Raw genomic sequence first — 17,046 nt, forward strand, 5'->3', positions numbered from 1 at the left:
TGTTTCTTTCATTTCTCAACAACCTGAGAATCCAATCATTTTTACATGATTGGATTCTTTTAGTTTATATTTTCATATCATTCTTCTATTTTTTAAACGTATCTCTCGTATACACCTTAATAAACACTAGAATCGTGAATATCGCTAATAAACCAACGCCTGTTACAAGAAGAATGAGATGTTCTATTACCTCGTACAGCGCGAGCAGGAAAACTGCTAAAGAAATGCCGTACATCACGACCCCCATAAACTTGCATAAGGCAACTTCATCATACTTTTCTTTTTCACTCTCGGGCAGTATATTATAGCCTGCAATAAGAAAAGTCCCCTTTCCTCTTGAAAGAAGAAAAGCTGCCGCTGAAAAAAGAACAGGCAAAATAAACAGACTTGTAGTCATTCGCACCTCCCCTCCTTTTTAAGAAAGAGAATAATTTTTTCATTCCTCTTCTTGATTTAACGCAGCTGTCCAATGATAAGGCTGAATCTCTGCCAGCGTTTTAAAAATGATTTCATTTTTTCCTGGTATCGTTACGGCAGCTTTAACATCGGCTCCCCAATAAAACAGCCGTTCCTGGCAGATGCCGCAGGGAGACAGAACCTCAAAGGCAGACTGTTCATCATCCCGGGCTATACACAGAGAGTGCGTTACTTTTTGTCCTAATTTATGAGCCTCTAATATGGCTCCTGTTTCCATACAAAGCTCTGTCGCAGCGTTGATTACTTCCGGAGCTATACTCGTTAATACCGTGCCGTCCTCCAGTCTTATTGCTGCTGCCCCTCCCCAGCCGGAAGGATATTTCTTTTCAACCAAATCGGCCGCTTCTTTGTATAACGTATGTGTCGTGTTCATGTTTATCTTCCTCCATAAGTAAATTGCGCTCTAATAAATGTTAACATTTTCCATCATTTTTCTCTAATATGCTCTGCAGCCAGATAAATTTCCAAACAGTACCTTGCAATGAACAGTACTAAGTGCTATATTATTAACAACAGTACTGAACAATAAACAGTAGTGGGAAATGAGGTGTATGAACGGCTGTGAATATCCAATTTAAAAAAGGTGTTCTGGAACTTTGTATTCTGGTTATTTTAGATAAAAAAGACTGCTATGGCTATGAGCTGGTACAAACCGTCTCCAGGCATATAGCGATCTCTGAGGGCTCCGTGTACCCGCTTTTGCGAAGGCTGACAAAGGAAGAATATTTCACCACTTATTTACAGGAATCAACAGAAGGCCCTCCGCGCAAATACTACAGTCTGACCGCAAAAGGAAAAACATACCTCAAGCAGCTGATTGAAGAATGGAATGAATTTTCCACAGGGGTTAATCAAATTATAAAAGCAGGTGTAAACGATGAATAAGCAGCAGTTCATGAAAGAGCTGAATCATTCTTTAAAAAGCTGCCAGACGAAGAACGCCGGGATATTTTCCAGGACTTTGAAGAACATTTCTTTATAGGAAAACAGGAAGGGCAGACAGAAGAAGACATCTCCTCTTCTCTTGGCTCCCCCGGGCAGATTGGAAAAGAAATGCTGGCTGTCTATCACTTAGATCAGGTTCAATCTGCAGCTTCAACAGGAAATGTGTTTCGCGCTATATGGGCAGTAGCCGGTTTAAGCTTCTTCAACCTTATTATCGTTCTTGGTCCTTTTATTGGACTGCTCGGCCTTGTGCTTGCCGGATGGGCTGTAGGCATTTCTTTTACCGTTTCTCCTGTTTTAGTACTGGCGGAATTAATAGTTAACCCCGAGGCAAGCAGTATATTCGAATTTTTCATGGCCCTTACGCTCGCAGGAGTCGGCCTCTTGATTTCATTTGGAATGCTCAAGCTGACCAAATGGCTGACAAAAACGTTTATTTGGTATTTGCACTACAATATGCGTCTGGTGAAAGGTGGAGCAAAATATGAGTACAGGTAAAAAAATTATTTTTGTGTCCTTTATCTTGATTTTCATTGGTATAGCCGGAAGCATATTCTCCTTTAATCAGCTCGACTCCAAAGCGTATTCGGCTGAAAAAACACTGGATGAACCTTTTATCAATCTTTCCATGGATTTAAACAATGACAGCATAGAACTGCTGCCGACAGAAGACTCTGTTACCCGCGTAGAGATGCAGGGATTGGATTCGGAAAATCCTGATGACGAAGTCATGATGGAAGTAAGAGATAACACCTTATTTATTGAATCCGCAGAAAGCCCCCAAGTATTCAATATTGGCCTTTTTTCCGAAGAAGCTAAGCTGACGGTCTATCTGCCTGAATCCACCTATGAGTCTGTGGTCATGAAAACAGATAACGGCAATCTTCATGCCTCCCGGCTTAACGTCGAATCGATGAAAGCGGACACGAACAATGGAGATGTTAGGCTTAAAGATATGACGGGCTCACGCACAGAAGTAACGGCAGACAATGGAAATGTTGAAATGGCAGAGGTTCAGGGAGATATATCAGGGACATTAAATAACGGGGACATTACTCTTTCAACGAATGCGATTGAACATCCAATGGACCTGGAAACGGATAACGGAAACATTGAAATAAGCACCGAAACGAAACCGGCCAATGCCGACTTTGCTATCAAAACCGATAATGGTACTGCTCGTTTATTCGGTAAAGATAATTCCAATGAGGTTTTTGGAGAAGGTGAAATCCCTGTAACGCTGCGTTCAAATAATGGGGATATTACTGTTGACCACTAAGCATCCATAAAAAAGAAAGGCCCAGTGCTTAAAAGCATTGCGCCTTTCTTTTTTTATTTAGCCGATCCTTCTTGGAATGCTTTCGCCATCATTACGCCGACTCAGAATAACGGTTCTTCCTGGTTGGAAAGTGTAAGATATATTGGATATAAAGCCGAATATACTGGCAGTGCTATTAAAAAAGCGATTACGGCAGCAATGGAAGGCCCCCAGACAAAATTTAAAGCAAATACAATAAATAGAGTTAAGAATACCATCCCGCTTGCTATCTTTCTTGAGCGCGCTGTCGGATATTGCGTTGATTTGCAGTACGGGCACGTCATCCCCTGTTGAACAGCAAAGGAACACTTTACCGTTTCCCACCATCCCCACGTGTGTGTACAGCTCTGGCATACAGGCATGTAATTCCTCCTTTATGTAAAAAGTAAACAGTTCCCCGGTCTAACATTATTTTTATCAGCCCTTCTCCTCCTCATGTTATCTGTAAGCGGCTTTGCTACCATTCGAAGAAAAATTTTAAAGACATCGTTATGGCGGAGTAAATCAAAACAGCAATCAAAAAAGATGGATAGTGCGTTTCTTTTTCACTTGGCAGTTCATGTTTAAACACGGTAAAAATCATCGCTCCTGAAACAAGGGCAAAAATAAATGATCTAAAAAGAGGAATCAGATCAATATTTAAAGCAACAATCCACCCTATCGCAATTCCCGACCCAAGCATGTACCTGCCGTACTTAGTGTATTCATGGGGAAACTCCCGCCACATCTCATGAGCTACCGCAATAAAATGAAGCCCAATCGCTATACAATAAAAAAACCGCCTCAATACCGGATACTTCAAAGGACAAAACGGTGTAGGAAACGAGGGCATTGTATAACGCATAAAAGGAAATGGCTGACCAGAAAGAAGAGGTATGGGAAATATAGTTCTGCTTAATAATAATTTGTATACCCAGGAAAAGAACAACGCCAATAAGCCCGGCAAAATAAACCTCTGACTCCATCGTAAAATGTCGGTATGGTTCTTCAATATCGGTCTGTTCTTTATGCAGCGTCGGCAGCAGGTAAATAAAAATATAAGAGACCGCCAGTCCTCCTGAAAATGAAAACCATTTCATCCGCATAACCTTTCCAGAAGGGATCAGAGCACCTGCAAAAAAATGGATGATGACGAACACAATACCAACGATAAATGGAATAAGCATAGGCGAACCCTCCGTCCGATAGGCTTCAAAGATATAACACTACTATTCTTACAGTATAAGGGTAAATTCAGTGGTTTATGTAAGTGATCTTCTTCCGGTACCTATTATTCGATCCAGCGCTGTCGTTTTGATAAAATACCCTTACAGCAGTATCGAGGAGGCATGATCATGAAAGAAACCAATCGCCTGACTCCGGAAGATATCGACCGTATTGTAGAGATGGCCTGGGAAGACCGGACTCCCTTTGATATGATTGAAGTGCAGTTCGGCTTAAAGGAAAAAGACGTCATTAAGCTTATGAGAAAAGAAATGAAAGCATCATCTTTCCGCATGTGGCGCAAACGGATGAATAACCGCAGCACCAAGCATGCAGCACTGCGCTCAAAAGAAGTAAAGCGTTTCCGCTCTCCAAATCAAAAGCCTTTGTCATACTAAAATTGAACCAATTCAGGAGCAGACCCTGGATTGGTTTTTTAATCTGCTTTGTTAATTGTTACCATTTATACTATATTGGAAATCGACCTGCTTCTTTTTTTATCTATAATTATTAGTACGGTCAGGACAGCAATGCTTAAGAGAACCATAAACAAAAAGGATAAATACAGCGTCATAAATCCCCCAAATATTTCATCAAATTCCAGCAGCGCTGCATCAGGATCGTATACTCCCCCGCCGGAAATATACCTGGCAATTTCAAGGTACATCAGATGATAATAAATGCTCATCCATAACGACCCTGTATATTCGCGATACAGCTGCAGGGCTATCCCGAACGCAAAGAGCAATATAAAATAATCGATAGTCAGCTGCATCGGTTGATTAAAAAATAGAGCGGCTAATGACATAGCCAGTAAAGGCACACACATGAAAAGAAGCATCTGCAGAAACAAGGAAATAATAAATCGATATTTCTTTCGCAGTTCTGAAAATATCAAGCCTCGAATAAACACTTCCTCCGGGAATGCCTCATACATAAATGCCGTGATAGTATTAATCAAAACGGCAAGCAGAATAGTGCCGGTCAAATTAAGGCGGACGTTTTCAATGCCTCCAAACAAAGCAGCGGTGATAATCCCTGATAGAAGCAGAAGCAATGGCAGTGCTGCCCCAACGAACCATTTAGTTCGGGAATCGGCTTTTGTTAAACCGATGTTTTTAAACAAATCAGGATTCTTTGCTTTCAGCCAATACAAAACGGCAAGAGTCACCCGGTAAACATAATGCCCTGAAGGAAAAGCGCTGTCTCTCGGTTCATTCCCTGCGTTTCGATGAAATAGCGGCCGGTATTTCCCGATATGAATAGAAATATAGATACCAGGAAAAAGTACAAGATTAATCGACTGACTTTATACGTTGATTCTTTCAAACAGCTTCCCCCTCTATTAAAGCCTGGGTGGCTTCGTAAGGTATCACTTCATTTATCAGATTCATTATTCTAAATATAACTTGTCTTCTACAGTGTAACTGAATAATAATTATAAGCTAAAACCAAAAAAGGAGTCAGCCAATGGATTTAAGTACAAAAAGAGGATGGACGTATTTTAGTATCGCGTTGTTTACCTTAGGTGTAGTTTTCTTTTTACTTCGTTCTTCTCCTATAAATATCAATGATGTAACAGAATACATTCTTTATTCTTTTCAATGGGGGTTAATTCTTTTCGGAATAACATGCTTAGTTTTTAGATTGTTTTTTTCTAAATTTATTGGGAAGCGGTAACTGAAAACTTGAACTCTACTATTAAGCGGTACCTGCTCATTGGTCGTTTTTACTTTCCTTAATGATCCTATACCAGATTTCCACTTGTTTTGCGGTCTCAATGGTCCGCAGTTTTTCCAGTTGAATCTCGAATTCTTCCAAGTGGTCGAATAAGCGCATCCCCTGTCCAAGAATGATTGGTGCAAACGCAACCTGCAGTTCATCCGCCAGATTCGCTTTTAATAACTGCTGGCCGACGTCAGCCCCAAGCACCACTACATCTTTCTCTTTGGCCGCCTGTTTAGCCTGATGAACCGCGCTTTCGATACCATCTGTTACGAATGTAATGGTGAGATTTTCATTTTCCTTTGGATGTTCAGCTGGTGGATGATGGGTCAATACAAACAAAGGCACTTGAAATTCATAATTATCTGCATAGGCATCCGGATCTTCGCTCATATCAAAAGTATTCCGTCCCATCACAACCGCTCCCGTTTTTGCCATCTCCGCTTGAATGACTTCATTCGGTTCAAAGCTCTCGTAAAGCTTTCCTAGTTTCCCGTCCCGGTCGCTGATATACCCATCCACCGATAAGATCATCCCCAAGCATACCCTTCCCATGTTCTTCCCTCCACTTTCTTCATTGTCTTCCGTTTAACACTATTCTCTAAGGTGAGAAACCCGTCTCTTTATGTATTCTTCTTTGGCGTCCTATAACCCTTTTAAGAAATTAAATCGATTGCTTTCAAGTTAAAAAAAGATGGGATTTATAAAGTACAAACAACATAAAAAATGTCCGTAAAGTCATGTATGACCTTTACGGACGTTGTTATTAATTTTTACTTAATTGGTAGTTTTCTGCTGCAGGAAATCTTCGGTTGACTTCACTTCTGCATACATGCCCTGCAGTGCGCCTACAAACGAATAATGAACCTGTTCGGCTGAAGTGGTTTTATTTTGATACGTCAACTCTTTTGTCGCGCAGGCATCTTCGATAAGCGTTGTTTCATAGCCTAAATCTACAGCTGCCCGAACAGTAGCATCGATACACATATGTGTCATCATCCCTGCCACTACTACCTTTGTTATACCCTTTTCTTTTAATTGACTCTCTAATTCCGTATTTAAGAAGCTGTTGGGAAAGTTTTTGACGATGATTTTTTCATCTTTCAGTGGCTGAACCGTTTCATGATGTTCTGCCCCTTCTGTATCCGGAAGAAAGAAACCTAAAGCGGGATCGCCTGCGATATGCTGAACATGGAAAATATGGCCGTTGTGGTTCTCTCTAAACCATTCAATAACTTTAGCGGCATTCGCAGCTGCAATTTCAGGATTGCTTAATTCCATTTTGCCACCCGGGAAATAGTCATTTTGAATATCGACAACGATTAAAGCTGTACTCATTCACTTCACCCCATTGCTAAGTTTTTCATACAAGGTAATCATATACTTAATTGCAATTTAAATCGATAAAAGGGTTTTACAAAGGTAGAGGTTGATGAAAACTTTTTTGATGGGCATCATCTAATAGTTAATAACAAAGCAAAAACAAGTACAATATATGGAGCGATAGGGCTTCTAGCCTTGGACGATTTCTACTTCATTCCAGCCAAAGCGATCCAGCTAAGGTCGTACTTTTAAGTTTTGAAAACAAATGTTTTACCTCTGCTTGACTTTCATCAACAGCGATTGTATTCTAAATATTACTAATTTAATACACAACTATTTTATCAAGAGAAGTGGAGGGACTGGCCCTTTGACACTTCAGCAGCGGACTAGTAATAGTACTGTGCTAATTCCAGAAGCAGCAGGCTTGAAGATAAGAAGAGCAATTTGTCGTATTTCGTCAAACCCCCTTCTTAAATAAAGAAGGGGGTTATTTTGTTAGACGAATGCCAGGAGAATTAAAGAATAATAGAGAGAAAAAGGAGAGTATTGTGATGAAACGCAGCTTAGAACAACGACTTAAAGAAGGAACGGTTATTGCCGGAGAGGGGTTTCTGTTTGAACTGGAGCGCAGAGGCTATTTGCAGGCAGGCTCCTTTGTACCGGAAGTGGCTCTGGAAAATCCGGAAGCCCTGAAAGAAACATACCGTGATTTTATGAAGGCGGGGTCTGATGTGGTACTTGCTTTCACATACAACGCCCATAGAGAAAAAATGCGCATCATCGGCAAGGAAGATTTACTGGAACCGCTTAACCGAAGTGCGATCCGCTTAGCGAAGGAAGTAGCCAAAGAACACCCAACGGAAGAAGCATTGGTAGCGGGTAATATATCCAATACGAATATTTTTGATCCGGAGGACCCGGAAGCGAAAGAAAAAGTCAGAGGCATGTTTGCTGAGATGATCGGATGGTGTAAAGAAGAAGGCGTTGATTACATTCATGGCGAAACGTTTTACTACCATGAGGAGGCAGAAATCGCACTGGAGGAAATCCAGAAGCAGGGACTGCCGGCTGTCATTCTGCTTGGACTAATGGGTGAAAATATACTGCGGGACGGTTATACCGTAGAAGACTCTTGTAAAATACTGTCTGAGAAAGGCGCACTAGTCGTCGGAATGAATTGTTTCCGCGGACCGGATACTATGCAGCCATACCTCGAAAAAATATGCGCTCAGGTGGATGGTTACGTAGGCGGACTACCTGTTCCTTATCGCACCACCGAAGAACACCCAACATTTTTCAATTTGCCGGACGGCGGATGCAGCTGCCATCTGCCTACAGAAACGACATTTCCAACAGCACTGGAGCCACTGTCCCACAATCGGTATGAATTGGCTGAATGGGCAAAAGAAGCGAAAAATGCCGGGGTCAATTACATCGGATTATGCTGCGGTGCTTCTCCCGCTATGGTACGGGCGGTTGCTGAAGCAACTGGACTAGAGACCATCAATTCCCAATACTCGCCTGATATGGAAAAACATTTTCTGTTCGGTAAAGACAAGACTTTAAAACAGCATAATCTAAGCTATCGTTCAAAAGCCTAAAGAGTAGATAATTTTATATCTTATGTAAGTTAATAAGAATCAGGTAGTTTGACTAATGCCAGCTTTTTCCTTGGGAATTATCCATGGGAAAGGCTGGCTATTTTATTGCAGCCGCAGATCAACATATCTCACATTTGAATTGATCTAAAATGAACTGGAATATTTATTTAGATCTATACTTATACCTGCAAATTCAGCATAGTTTCTCCTCTTCACCCTTGCGAGTATAAACTTATTTTGCCTGCGTCTTTTCGTAAAAAGGAATTTAATACCAGCCGCCGAATATATCTAATAGCAGATTGTAAAAATCAATAAGCACTCTTTAAGTTTTCACTTAATAATTAAGCATTTCTATCTACTGTCAAAAGGAGCTATTATGACAAAATCCGCTGAAAAGAAACTAAGCATGTGGGCTTTTTTTGTAAACGCCTTGAGCGCCCCCAGAAAAAATATTAAGAAGGATCATCATTTTACGATTAAAAACAGTATCTTTCTCCTCATACTGTTTCTTCTTTTGCTTGCCTTTGTCTTATATGCAGTTAACCTAATCATCATGGTAACTTTTCTTCCTGTTTATGAAAGCATAGGAATATTTGTGTACATTTTTTTGGGACAAACATTGTTTGTGTTAAGTGTTCCAGCCGTGTTTGTGAACTTTTATGTGATCCGCTGGTTCAGCAGGCGTTATTCTGCGACTGAAAGAAGTACGCAAAAAATTTTCAGTGATATGCTGACACTCTTTATTCCATGTATTTTGCTTTATAATCTCAGTTTTTCTTTTTATTCCTATCTGGGTTCATGGCGGTCGATTACCTATCCACTTGGAACGATGTTCATTATTTTCACGTTTGTTTTCTATTTCTCCCGCTCCTTTCTTTTAGTGAAATATTATGTATTAGACAGCCAAAAAAAAACCTCTATGATTATGCTTCTGTACACAGTAATACTTATTGTCTTATTCATTTTTCACTTGGGTATGTTTCTGTCGTTTGGTCCCTTTAGTATCAGCTGAAGACTACTCTCAAATAGTCTGGTTCCATTTGAGGAACTTCATTGATAAAACGGAAACTTCACTCAGTTTATCTCTTATTAGACTCCACGCCGCAGTGCTCTATCCAACATAAAAGTAAAACCAACTGCTGTGTGATGCGTTAATTTATGGAGAGCGTCTCTTGATATTGTGACACTTGATCTTGAAAATCTGTGCCAAAATGCCTGGCACTGCACCATTCCTGTCAGTAAAACATGCTTCCAGAAAACTTGGTCCACCATCCAGAATAAATAAGATTGACAAAGAGGCAATAGAAGGATACATTATAAGAAATAACTTAATATCCTTTGGAAAAAGGGGAGTAGCTTTTTCAATAAAATCGTCAGGACGGGAGAAATCCCCGGTTTTATTGGCAGCCTTGTGCTGTTTGCGAGACCTTTACCTATGAGACGGGTAAAGGGCTTTTTTATGCCTTCACCGCCTCAGCGGTGAAGGTTTTTTGTGTGGATTCACAATAAAACCTATCGCGGCAGGGTAACGGGTTTATCTAAAAAAGGAGAAGATAAACATGGAACTTAGTCTGCTGATGGAATACGGATGGGTGCTTATTGTCCTGATCCTTATTGAGGGAGTGCTGGCTGCTGATAACGCGCTCGTACTCGCTGTGATGGTCAAAAGACTCCCACCGGAACAAAGGAAAAAAGCGTTATTTTACGGCCTGGCCGGCGCGTTTGTTTTTCGTATTGCCTCTTTATTCATTATCTCATTTCTCATTGACGTATGGCAGGTACAGGCTATTGGAGCTCTTTATCTCTTATTGATTGCGCTCCATCATATTATCCGGAAAGTCTGGTTCCATAAAGAAGCTGCAGTGGAAAAAAAGACACAGGAAAGCGAAGAAAAACCTGCAGGGTTCTGGCGTACCGTAGCAAAAGTGGAAGTAGCAGATATTGCCTTTGCGGTTGATTCTATTCTCGCCGCCGTCGCTCTGGCGGTGACCCTTCCCCGAACCAACCTGCCCATGATCGGCGGAATGGACGGCGGGCAGTTTCTTGTTATTCTGACAGGTGGACTGATCGGGGTGGTCATTATGCGATTTGCTGCGGGGTATTTTGTCACCTTACTGGAAAGCAGACCTGGTCTTGAAATTGCTGCATTCGCTATTGTCGGCTGGGTTGGGGTAAAGCTGATGGTTCACACTCTTTCTCATCCAGCCTTAGCAGTGCTCCCAGAACATTTTGCAGAATCCACTCTATGGAAATTATCTTTCTATATCGTGTTGGTCGGTATTGCCGCAGCCGGATGGATACTGTCTAAGGATAAAGGGGTACCACAGAACAAGGCAGCACTTAAAGAAAGCTTTGTCAGCCAAAAATAGAGCATACCTCTATGAGTCAAGCTGCCCCATAACTAATTCTGTAAAATCATTCGATTCTCGCGCAAATTAAATCGACACCCGCGTTCCACAAATGCATCCTATGACTTTATAAGAAGTAAATAACATTTTACTATCGAAATTACCTAAAACAACAGGAGTGATACCAAACATGAATGCATTTAACACAAACAATCAAAAGAAAAAACTAGATTCTAAGACTATAACTCGTATAGCATCAGGTATAGCCATACTTTTACTAATCAGCAGTTTGTATTTAATTATGTTTAACTCTGCCATATTGTCTACCGGAATAGTAGGATATGCCGTTGTATTGTTATTTATTGTCCTCCTTGTATTATATGTGGTGAGTTTAACGACTGGAGAACTTTTTGCAGATTATATGATTCAAAAACGTCAAAATAGAAGCTAGATATCATGATTCTCATTCGAATAAAAGTTCATGAAAGAATTATCAAAAACCCCTTCTTCAGGAGAACTTTTCTGGAGAAGGGGTTTTCTTGTTATAACATACCGCCATTTCAAAAGGATGAATAAAAATAACTATTTGTTCCTACCTGCTATCAATTGGTTTTTTCTACTATTTCCATTCTATATTTTTCTTTCTAACAGTTTGGCGATGATAAGAAAAACTACTCCAGCTATTCCCATCCAATAGACAGGCAAGACTACGGTTGGGCCAAACGAAGGCAGCCATAAATACATTGCTAAGACGATCACTCCTGGCAAGACAGCGAACATTAAACCAGATAATATATATTCCTTTATTTTAGAGGTATGCCGAAAACACGACCACTGATTATATCGAAAGACGCTATACGCTAAAATCGCCAAGGCTGCCACTCCCATTATTAGCCCAACGATCGTCGTCCCCAGGCTGTAAGTCTTCGTTTGCTCCAAATGATGAAACCCATAGGCAAGTATCGTTTGAATCAACCCACTGGTAAACAAGTAAAAACCTAAAAAATAGCAGATCCCCATCATGAATAAAGAACTTACTTTTTTCGGGACAGCCTGCGGAAGTTCACCGACAAATTCCCTGGCATATTGTTTGGGATCGGAACCAAACAGTGCCCTGCTATCTCTTCCTTCTTCCTGCAAAATAAGAAGATGATCCAATAATTCCATTAAAACTTCTTCGGTCTCCGCTTCGCTTTTATCAAATGAAAGACGAACGTATACAAGCATATCTTCATACACTTTTTTATTTTCCACATTTAACTGCTCTCGTTTTTCGTTGTTTTCATCCACCAGCGTATTCACTTATGATTCCCCCCTATCCAGTAATTGGTCAACTGGTGATTTAAGCGAATTCCAATTTTGTCGAAAGGCTTCCAATGAAGCTTCTCCTGCCGACGTCAACGTATAGTATTTTCGATTTGGTCCACTGTCGGAAGCTCTCATTTCTCCATGAATCAGCTTTTCTTTTTGCAATCGCAGCAGCAGCGGGTAAATAGACCCTTCCTTAACATCGATGCCCTGCAGCTGTAATTTAACCGCTAATTCATATCCGTAGACGGTTTCCTGGGAAATAATAGCTAAGATACATCCTTCCAATATCCCCTTCAATAACTGACAGCGTTCGTTCATTTCTCCATTTACCTTGTATGGCATGGTACTTAACCAATACATAACCTGCCTTCGTTAGCGTAGCAGGTTATCCTTTAACAGAAGCACTATAGAACAAAGCATACTGTATCGAAGGTTCATATCTGCATTACGACTGTAGGCCAGCGAACATAAATGTGTAGGCTTGTCCTAATATGATTAAAATGACGATGGCCTGATATATTCGTTCTTTATAAGGCTCTTCGCCTTTATATCGTTTATAGATATCTACAAGAACACCAAATACCACGATGCCAAGAAATGTGTTTGACGTGCTCGTGGCTCCTACAAAATAAGCAATAGGAAAATAGCTGAAAAATCCGAGTCCGATAATGATATATAGAAGTTTTACCATACTCAATGGAGCCCTCCTTTATGTAAAAATGAGACAAGCAGTTTCTCACGAGAATGCTCTCTCTATTAAGGAAAACAATGATGAATAGGATTACGAGGATAGCAAATATAAGCAAAGCGAGTATTTTACTATATTTACTACGAACGTCACCTTCGCTTTAATCTTTTATTATTTTATCTGCTACGCTTTTTTTGTTTATTTGCTCCCCAGACAATCGTTATGATGGCCCCGAGACTACCAAGGAGGGCCCCGTTTACCACTGCCGGTACTGCGTTTTGAAAAATGGGGTCTCCCGCAATGAAGTTCAACATAATACGGAATAGTGCTGCAACTATACCAATACCCAGTGTGTATACAATAAATAGACCTATGTATTTCAATTGAAGTCCTCCCTTCTTCTTACATCTACCCTCATTTCTCCCTTTTATCCACTCCCTCTGTATTCAGAAAAAATTTTAGATCCATCATCAACTAAACCATAATTTTCATTCCATAAATATATAGGCAAAAATAAAAAAACAACTGAAAATTTATTTAATACTTTTACGGACGTTCATAACAGTTCTTTAAAGTAGAGAACTGTTTTATCTAAGTAAATTGAATCTATTTTTCAATTTTGGTTATCCCCCAGGATCTGAAAAAGATAACGTTCGTAATAAATCTATAAGCCATTGAATATCGTAACCAAAGACGGCGGAACCGATTGTAATTAACTTAACAACGATAGCTCCCGGAGAAAAGATCTAAGCACGATTTTTTCTGAACTTGCTATAGCCTTGATATTCTTTGCTTTCTTTAACATTATCTATATTAGACTTTATCTTAGATTTTTAATTATCCATAGGTGTCTATTAGAAATTGATAAAATCTCATTCGCCTTATCCTCCTGTATTTATTATAAAGCTCTTTATTATTATTTTAATAAACGCTACATTCGATTGATATTTAAAAAATTGCAACTTAATATATTTCCTCTAATAAGGGGAAATATATTAGATTGTAGATATCTTTTAAAACCAATAACATTATGTTTATTAAACATTGTCACTATTTTTTGTAAGCGTTATCTAAATGAAGGGGGATAAGAATTTGAGTAAAGGCGAAGAAGTCATTGATAAATATATGCTGCCAGTAGCCAACAGAATCAGTAATAATTTGTATCTTACTGTATTACGAGACGCATTTATGGGTGCATTGCCATTAATAATATTTGGTTCATTGTTCGTAGTACTTTCGAATATTTCTTTTTAGAAAACTGGCTTGGAGAAAGTGGTTATGAAAATTACCAGGCTTTCTTGAATTCGGCCCCTGAGGCTACCATTTTTATAATGTCTTTATTCGTAACGTTTGGTATTGGTTATCACCTGTCAAAACATTATGGAGTGGAAGAGTTACATGGTGCATTAATAGCTACTGCATCATTTTTGATTATTACTCCATTTCAGCTCGAAGAGGAAGAAATTACAGGAGTTATTCCTGTAGCTAGTATAGGTGCGGAAGGCATGTTTGCAGCAATAATTGTTGGTTTTATAGCTTCTGAAATATACAGAAAAACCATCCAGAAAAATTGGGTTATCACTATGCCTCAGGGCGTGCCTGAAGCTGTTGCAAAATCTTTTAGTACTTTAATCCCGGCTACTATAACTCTCAGTTCTTTTATGTTTATTAACTTAATTTTCTCTATTACACCTTGGGGAGACATACATAATTTTATTTATTCTATTTTGCAAGCTCCATTATTAGCCCTGGGAAGCGGTTTAACGGCTACCTTAGTGGCCGTGTTCTTCACTCAGATTTTTTGGTTTTTTGGTCTACATGGGCAAATATTAGTTAATTCAGTTATGGAGCCTATTTGGCAGACTCTTTCGTTAGAAAATCTTCGTGCTTACCAAAATAATGAACCCTTACCTCATATTGTGAATTCAGGTTTTATAGATACTTTTACTGTGGGAACAGGCGGCACAGGTATGACTTTAGGTGTTCTTATACTCATTTTAATAATTGGGCGAAGCAGACAATTAAAACAATTAGGTAAATTAGCTACACCAGCAGGAATTTTTAATGTAAATGAACCGATTATATTTGGACTTCCTATAGTACTGAATCCTTTAGTTGTTATTCCTTGGATATTAGCTCCTATGGTGGCTACTACTTTTTCCTATCTCTTAATGGCAAACGGAGTTGCCACCACCAACGGGAGTAAATGTTCCCTGGACGACCCCCATGGTAATAAGCGGCGTTTTAGCTACTGGTTCAATAGCTGGGGGGATTTTGCAAATTGTTAATCTTTTGATTGTTATGGCGATTTGGTGGCCATTTATTCGAATTATGGATAAACAATACTATGAGCAAGAAAATCATGATAAACAGGATGAAAATCCCTTAATAGAGGAAACAAATGAGAAAACAAACAAAGCCCTTTAAAAATTATTGGAAAGGAAGAATAAATAATGCACAAAAAAGAATGGACCATCCCTCCAGACTTCATTCTCGGAGCTGCCTTATCAGCCTGGCAGTCCGAAGGCTGGTCAGGAAAGAAAGATCATCAAGATTCATATATAGATCTCTGGTATAAAGAAAACCATCACGTTTGGCATGACGGTTACGGCCCTGCTGTGGCGACCGATTTTAAAAACCGATATCAAGAAGATATAGGCTATATGAAAACTATTGGATTGACACACTTTCGCACTTCTATTAACTGGTCCCGCTATTTAATAGATTATGAGAACGCGGTCGTAGATGAAGAATATGCTTTGTATATTGAAAACGTAGTAGATGAATTAATTGCCAACGGAATCGAGCCTATGATATGCCTGGAACATTATGAGCTTCCAGCATATCTATTTGAACGCTATGGAGGATGGGAATCGAAATATGTAGTCGATTTATTCGAAAAATATGCCGAAAAGGTAATGGAAAGACTAGGAGACCGTGTTAAACACTGGTTTACATTTAATGAACCAATTGTTCCACAAACACGAATGTATTTAGATGCTATCCGCTACCCGTTTGAACAAAATACTAAAAAATGGATGCAATGGAACTTTAATAAAACACTTGCTACCGCACGTGTAGTAAAATTGTTTCGTGAGAAAAAACTCGCAGAACAAACGGGAGCTAAAATAGGTGTTATTCTAAATCCTGAAGTAACATACGCTCGATCAACAGCACCGCATGATCAGGAAGCTGCTGAGAAACATGATCTTTTTTTTAATCGTATGTATCTTGATCCAGCTATTAAAGGAGAATATCCTCAAGAATTATATGATTTGATGCACAAACATGATATTGCGTTTCAATTTACAGAAGAAGAATTAAATATTATACGCACCTATACAGTTGATTACGTAGGATTAAATCTTTACTTTCCTCATCGGGTGCAGGCACGCATGAATGGCTGGAATGAGCAGGTCCCTTTTCATCCCAGATATTACTATGATCCGTTTGAACTTCCAGGGAAAAAAATGAATCCTTATAGAGGCTGGGAAATTTACCCCCGCATTATGTATGATATGGCACTAAGAATGAAAGAAGAATACGGAAATATCGAATGGTTTATTGCAGAGAACGGCATGGGAGTTGAAAATGAGCAACGTTTTCAAAATGAAGAAGGCGTTATTCAGGATGATTATCGAATAGAATTCATAACGGATCACCTATTTTGGTTATTAAAAGCAGTACGAGAAGGCAGTAATTGTAAAGGATACATGCTTTGGGCCTTTTCCGATAACGTTTCTCCCATGAATGCTTTTAAAAATCGATATGGTTTAGTTTCTATAAATTTAGAAAGAAATAGAGAACGATCCTTAAAAAAATCTGCATACTGGTTTCAAGAGTTAATAAAAACACGCAATTAACTGTGAAAGATGAAATTTACAAGTAACTTGTTCTAAGATTACATTTTGATACGAATGATGAAGGATCGTTATAAAATAAAGTAAACCGAGCATAATCTTTGTAGATTATGCTCGGTTTTATTTTGAACACTATAATCTTTCATTTAGTTACCCCGCTGATAATCCAGCGTTGAGCGATAATATAAACGATACTCATTGGCAGAAGAGCCAATAGATAAGAAGCAAAAGCTAGGTTGTAGTTTGT

Annotated in this window: 21 protein-coding genes, 3 pseudogenes and 1 riboswitch; of the genes and pseudogenes, 9 read left to right on the plus strand and 15 right to left on the minus strand. The window is 39.3% G+C overall.

Annotated elements, in window-relative coordinates; all coding sequences use genetic code 11:
• Positions 1-85: 85 nt before the first annotated feature.
• Both MMY81_RS08575 and MMY81_RS08580 read right to left on the minus strand, forming a co-directional pair.
• Complete coding sequence (locus tag MMY81_RS08575; protein WP_252312502.1) at positions 86-397, minus strand: DUF3784 domain-containing protein; 312 nt, start codon at positions 395-397, stop codon at positions 86-88.
• A 39-nt stretch (positions 398-436) separates the two neighbouring features.
• Complete coding sequence (locus MMY81_RS08580; RefSeq protein WP_252312503.1) at positions 437-850, minus strand: cytidine deaminase; 414 nt, start codon at positions 848-850, stop codon at positions 437-439.
• 188 nt (positions 851-1,038) lie between these two features.
• Between MMY81_RS08580 and MMY81_RS08585 the strand changes: the two genes are divergently transcribed.
• From MMY81_RS08585 to MMY81_RS08595, 3 genes and pseudogenes are all read left to right on the plus strand, one after another.
• Positions 1,039-1,362 carry a PadR family transcriptional regulator gene (locus MMY81_RS08585; RefSeq protein ID WP_252312504.1) on the plus strand — a complete coding sequence of 108 codons (324 nt, stop codon included), beginning with the start codon at positions 1,039-1,041 and terminating at the stop codon, positions 1,360-1,362.
• A pseudogene (locus MMY81_RS08590) lies at positions 1,355-1,920 on the plus strand (HAAS signaling domain-containing protein). Before MMY81_RS08585 ends, MMY81_RS08590 begins: the two are co-directional and overlap by 8 nt.
• On the plus strand, positions 1,907-2,701 hold the full coding sequence (locus MMY81_RS08595) for a DUF4097 family beta strand repeat-containing protein (protein WP_252312505.1): 795 nt from the start codon (positions 1,907-1,909) through the stop codon (positions 2,699-2,701). Before MMY81_RS08590 ends, MMY81_RS08595 begins: the two are co-directional and overlap by 14 nt.
• 101 nt (positions 2,702-2,802) lie before the next feature.
• On the opposite strand, the gene MMY81_RS35075 is transcribed toward MMY81_RS08595, so the two are convergent.
• The 3 genes from MMY81_RS35075 to MMY81_RS08610 form a co-directional block, all read right to left on the minus strand.
• Complete coding sequence (locus MMY81_RS35075; RefSeq protein WP_374561549.1) at positions 2,803-3,102, minus strand: TIGR04104 family putative zinc finger protein; 300 nt, start codon at positions 3,100-3,102, stop codon at positions 2,803-2,805.
• A 95-nt stretch (positions 3,103-3,197) separates the two neighbouring features.
• On the minus strand, positions 3,198-3,422 hold the full coding sequence (locus MMY81_RS08605) for a hypothetical protein (protein WP_252312507.1): 225 nt from the start codon (positions 3,420-3,422) through the stop codon (positions 3,198-3,200).
• 46 nt (positions 3,423-3,468) lie between these two features.
• On the minus strand, positions 3,469-3,906 hold the full coding sequence (locus tag MMY81_RS08610) for a hypothetical protein (RefSeq protein WP_252312508.1): 438 nt from the start codon (positions 3,904-3,906) through the stop codon (positions 3,469-3,471).
• A 168-nt stretch (positions 3,907-4,074) separates the two neighbouring features.
• Between MMY81_RS08610 and MMY81_RS08615 the strand changes: the two genes are divergently transcribed.
• The gene (locus MMY81_RS08615) at positions 4,075-4,341 is read left to right on the plus strand and encodes a TIGR03643 family protein (protein WP_252312509.1); all 267 of its coding nucleotides are present in this window, start codon (positions 4,075-4,077) and stop codon (positions 4,339-4,341) included.
• A 65-nt stretch (positions 4,342-4,406) separates the two neighbouring features.
• Here the strand turns inward: MMY81_RS08615 and MMY81_RS08620 are convergent, their stop codons facing one another.
• From MMY81_RS08620 to MMY81_RS08635, 4 genes are all read right to left on the minus strand, one after another.
• Complete coding sequence (locus MMY81_RS08620) at positions 4,407-5,099, minus strand: CPBP family intramembrane glutamic endopeptidase (protein ID WP_252312510.1); 693 nt, start codon at positions 5,097-5,099, stop codon at positions 4,407-4,409.
• A gap of 11 nt (positions 5,100-5,110) precedes the next feature.
• On the minus strand, positions 5,111-5,272 hold the full coding sequence (locus MMY81_RS08625) for a hypothetical protein (RefSeq protein ID WP_252312511.1): 162 nt from the start codon (positions 5,270-5,272) through the stop codon (positions 5,111-5,113).
• A gap of 387 nt (positions 5,273-5,659) precedes the next feature.
• Positions 5,660-6,223, minus strand: coding sequence for a dihydrofolate reductase family protein (locus MMY81_RS08630; protein ID WP_252312512.1), 564 nt, complete (start codon positions 6,221-6,223; stop codon positions 5,660-5,662).
• Between the two features lie 222 nt (positions 6,224-6,445).
• Positions 6,446-7,006 carry a cysteine hydrolase family protein gene (locus MMY81_RS08635; RefSeq protein ID WP_252312513.1) on the minus strand — a complete coding sequence of 187 codons (561 nt, stop codon included), beginning with the start codon at positions 7,004-7,006 and terminating at the stop codon, positions 6,446-6,448.
• A gap of 320 nt (positions 7,007-7,326) precedes the next feature.
• Positions 7,327-7,428, plus strand: a riboswitch (SAM riboswitch).
• 114 nt (positions 7,429-7,542) lie between these two features.
• Between MMY81_RS08635 and MMY81_RS08640 the strand changes: the two genes are divergently transcribed.
• On the plus strand, positions 7,543-8,592 hold the full coding sequence (locus tag MMY81_RS08640; protein WP_252312514.1) for a homocysteine S-methyltransferase family protein: 1,050 nt from the start codon (positions 7,543-7,545) through the stop codon (positions 8,590-8,592).
• A 1,089-nt stretch (positions 8,593-9,681) separates the two neighbouring features.
• Here the strand turns inward: MMY81_RS08640 and MMY81_RS36240 are convergent.
• On the minus strand, positions 9,682-9,864 hold the full coding sequence (locus MMY81_RS36240) for an undecaprenyl-diphosphate phosphatase (RefSeq protein ID WP_483882483.1): 183 nt from the start codon (positions 9,862-9,864) through the stop codon (positions 9,682-9,684).
• Between the two features lie 287 nt (positions 9,865-10,151).
• Between MMY81_RS36240 and MMY81_RS08645 the strand changes: the two genes are divergently transcribed.
• Positions 10,152-10,961, plus strand: coding sequence for a TerC family protein (locus MMY81_RS08645; protein ID WP_252312515.1), 810 nt, complete (start codon positions 10,152-10,154; stop codon positions 10,959-10,961).
• 169 nt (positions 10,962-11,130) lie between these two features.
• Positions 11,131-11,391, plus strand: coding sequence for a hypothetical protein (locus MMY81_RS08650; protein ID WP_252312516.1), 261 nt, complete (start codon positions 11,131-11,133; stop codon positions 11,389-11,391).
• Between the two features lie 179 nt (positions 11,392-11,570).
• On the opposite strand, the gene MMY81_RS08655 is transcribed toward MMY81_RS08650, so the two are convergent.
• From MMY81_RS08655 to MMY81_RS08670, 4 genes are all read right to left on the minus strand, one after another.
• Positions 11,571-12,242 carry a DUF1129 family protein gene (locus tag MMY81_RS08655; RefSeq protein ID WP_252312517.1) on the minus strand — a complete coding sequence of 224 codons (672 nt, stop codon included), beginning with the start codon at positions 12,240-12,242 and terminating at the stop codon, positions 11,571-11,573.
• Positions 12,243-12,569, minus strand: coding sequence for a PadR family transcriptional regulator (locus MMY81_RS08660; protein ID WP_252312529.1), 327 nt, complete (start codon positions 12,567-12,569; stop codon positions 12,243-12,245).
• Positions 12,570-12,696: 127 nt separating this feature from the next.
• On the minus strand, positions 12,697-12,948 hold the full coding sequence (locus MMY81_RS08665) for a hypothetical protein (protein ID WP_252312518.1): 252 nt from the start codon (positions 12,946-12,948) through the stop codon (positions 12,697-12,699).
• Between the two features lie 167 nt (positions 12,949-13,115).
• Positions 13,116-13,322, minus strand: coding sequence for a hypothetical protein (locus MMY81_RS08670; protein ID WP_252312519.1), 207 nt, complete (start codon positions 13,320-13,322; stop codon positions 13,116-13,118).
• A gap of 691 nt (positions 13,323-14,013) precedes the next feature.
• Between MMY81_RS08670 and celB the strand changes: the two are divergent.
• Both celB and MMY81_RS08680 read left to right on the plus strand, forming a co-directional pair.
• Positions 14,014-15,366 (plus strand): annotated as a pseudogene (gene celB, locus MMY81_RS08675) (PTS cellobiose transporter subunit IIC).
• A 26-nt stretch (positions 15,367-15,392) separates the two neighbouring features.
• Positions 15,393-16,802, plus strand: coding sequence for a glycoside hydrolase family 1 protein (locus tag MMY81_RS08680; RefSeq protein ID WP_252312520.1), 1,410 nt, complete (start codon positions 15,393-15,395; stop codon positions 16,800-16,802).
• A 139-nt stretch (positions 16,803-16,941) separates the two neighbouring features.
• On the opposite strand, the pseudogene MMY81_RS08685 reads toward MMY81_RS08680, so the two are convergent.
• Positions 16,942-17,046: pseudogene (locus MMY81_RS08685) on the minus strand (carbohydrate ABC transporter permease); the annotation flags it as partial.

The organism is Sinobaca sp. H24 (assembly GCF_023845525.1).

Coding starts and splice junctions, on each gene's coding strand:
- MMY81_RS08615 (WP_252312509.1), top strand. CDS start 4,075: ATGAAAGAAACCAATCGCCTGACTCCGGAAGATATCGACCGTATTGTA.
- MMY81_RS08610 (WP_252312508.1), bottom strand. CDS start 3,906: ATGCTTATTCCATTTATCGTTGGTATTGTGTTCGTCATCATCCATTTT.
- MMY81_RS08650 (WP_252312516.1), top strand. CDS start 11,131: ATGAATGCATTTAACACAAACAATCAAAAGAAAAAACTAGATTCTAAG.
- MMY81_RS08575 (WP_252312502.1), bottom strand. CDS start 397: ATGACTACAAGTCTGTTTATTTTGCCTGTTCTTTTTTCAGCGGCAGCT.
- MMY81_RS08640 (WP_252312514.1), top strand. CDS start 7,543: ATGAAACGCAGCTTAGAACAACGACTTAAAGAAGGAACGGTTATTGCC.
- MMY81_RS08595 (WP_252312505.1), top strand. CDS start 1,907: ATGAGTACAGGTAAAAAAATTATTTTTGTGTCCTTTATCTTGATTTTC.
- MMY81_RS08580 (WP_252312503.1), bottom strand. CDS start 850: ATGAACACGACACATACGTTATACAAAGAAGCGGCCGATTTGGTTGAA.
- MMY81_RS08680 (WP_252312520.1), top strand. CDS start 15,393: ATGCACAAAAAAGAATGGACCATCCCTCCAGACTTCATTCTCGGAGCT.
- MMY81_RS36240 (WP_483882483.1), bottom strand. CDS start 9,864: ATGGTGGACCAAGTTTTCTGGAAGCATGTTTTACTGACAGGAATGGTG.
- MMY81_RS35075 (WP_374561549.1), bottom strand. CDS start 3,102: ATGCCTGTATGCCAGAGCTGTACACACACGTGGGGATGGTGGGAAACG.
- MMY81_RS08605 (WP_252312507.1), bottom strand. CDS start 3,422: ATGCTTGGGTCGGGAATTGCGATAGGGTGGATTGTTGCTTTAAATATT.
- MMY81_RS08630 (WP_252312512.1), bottom strand. CDS start 6,223: ATGGGAAGGGTATGCTTGGGGATGATCTTATCGGTGGATGGGTATATC.
- MMY81_RS08635 (WP_252312513.1), bottom strand. CDS start 7,006: ATGAGTACAGCTTTAATCGTTGTCGATATTCAAAATGACTATTTCCCG.
- MMY81_RS08660 (WP_252312529.1), bottom strand. CDS start 12,569: ATGAACGAACGCTGTCAGTTATTGAAGGGGATATTGGAAGGATGTATC.
- MMY81_RS08645 (WP_252312515.1), top strand. CDS start 10,152: ATGGAACTTAGTCTGCTGATGGAATACGGATGGGTGCTTATTGTCCTG.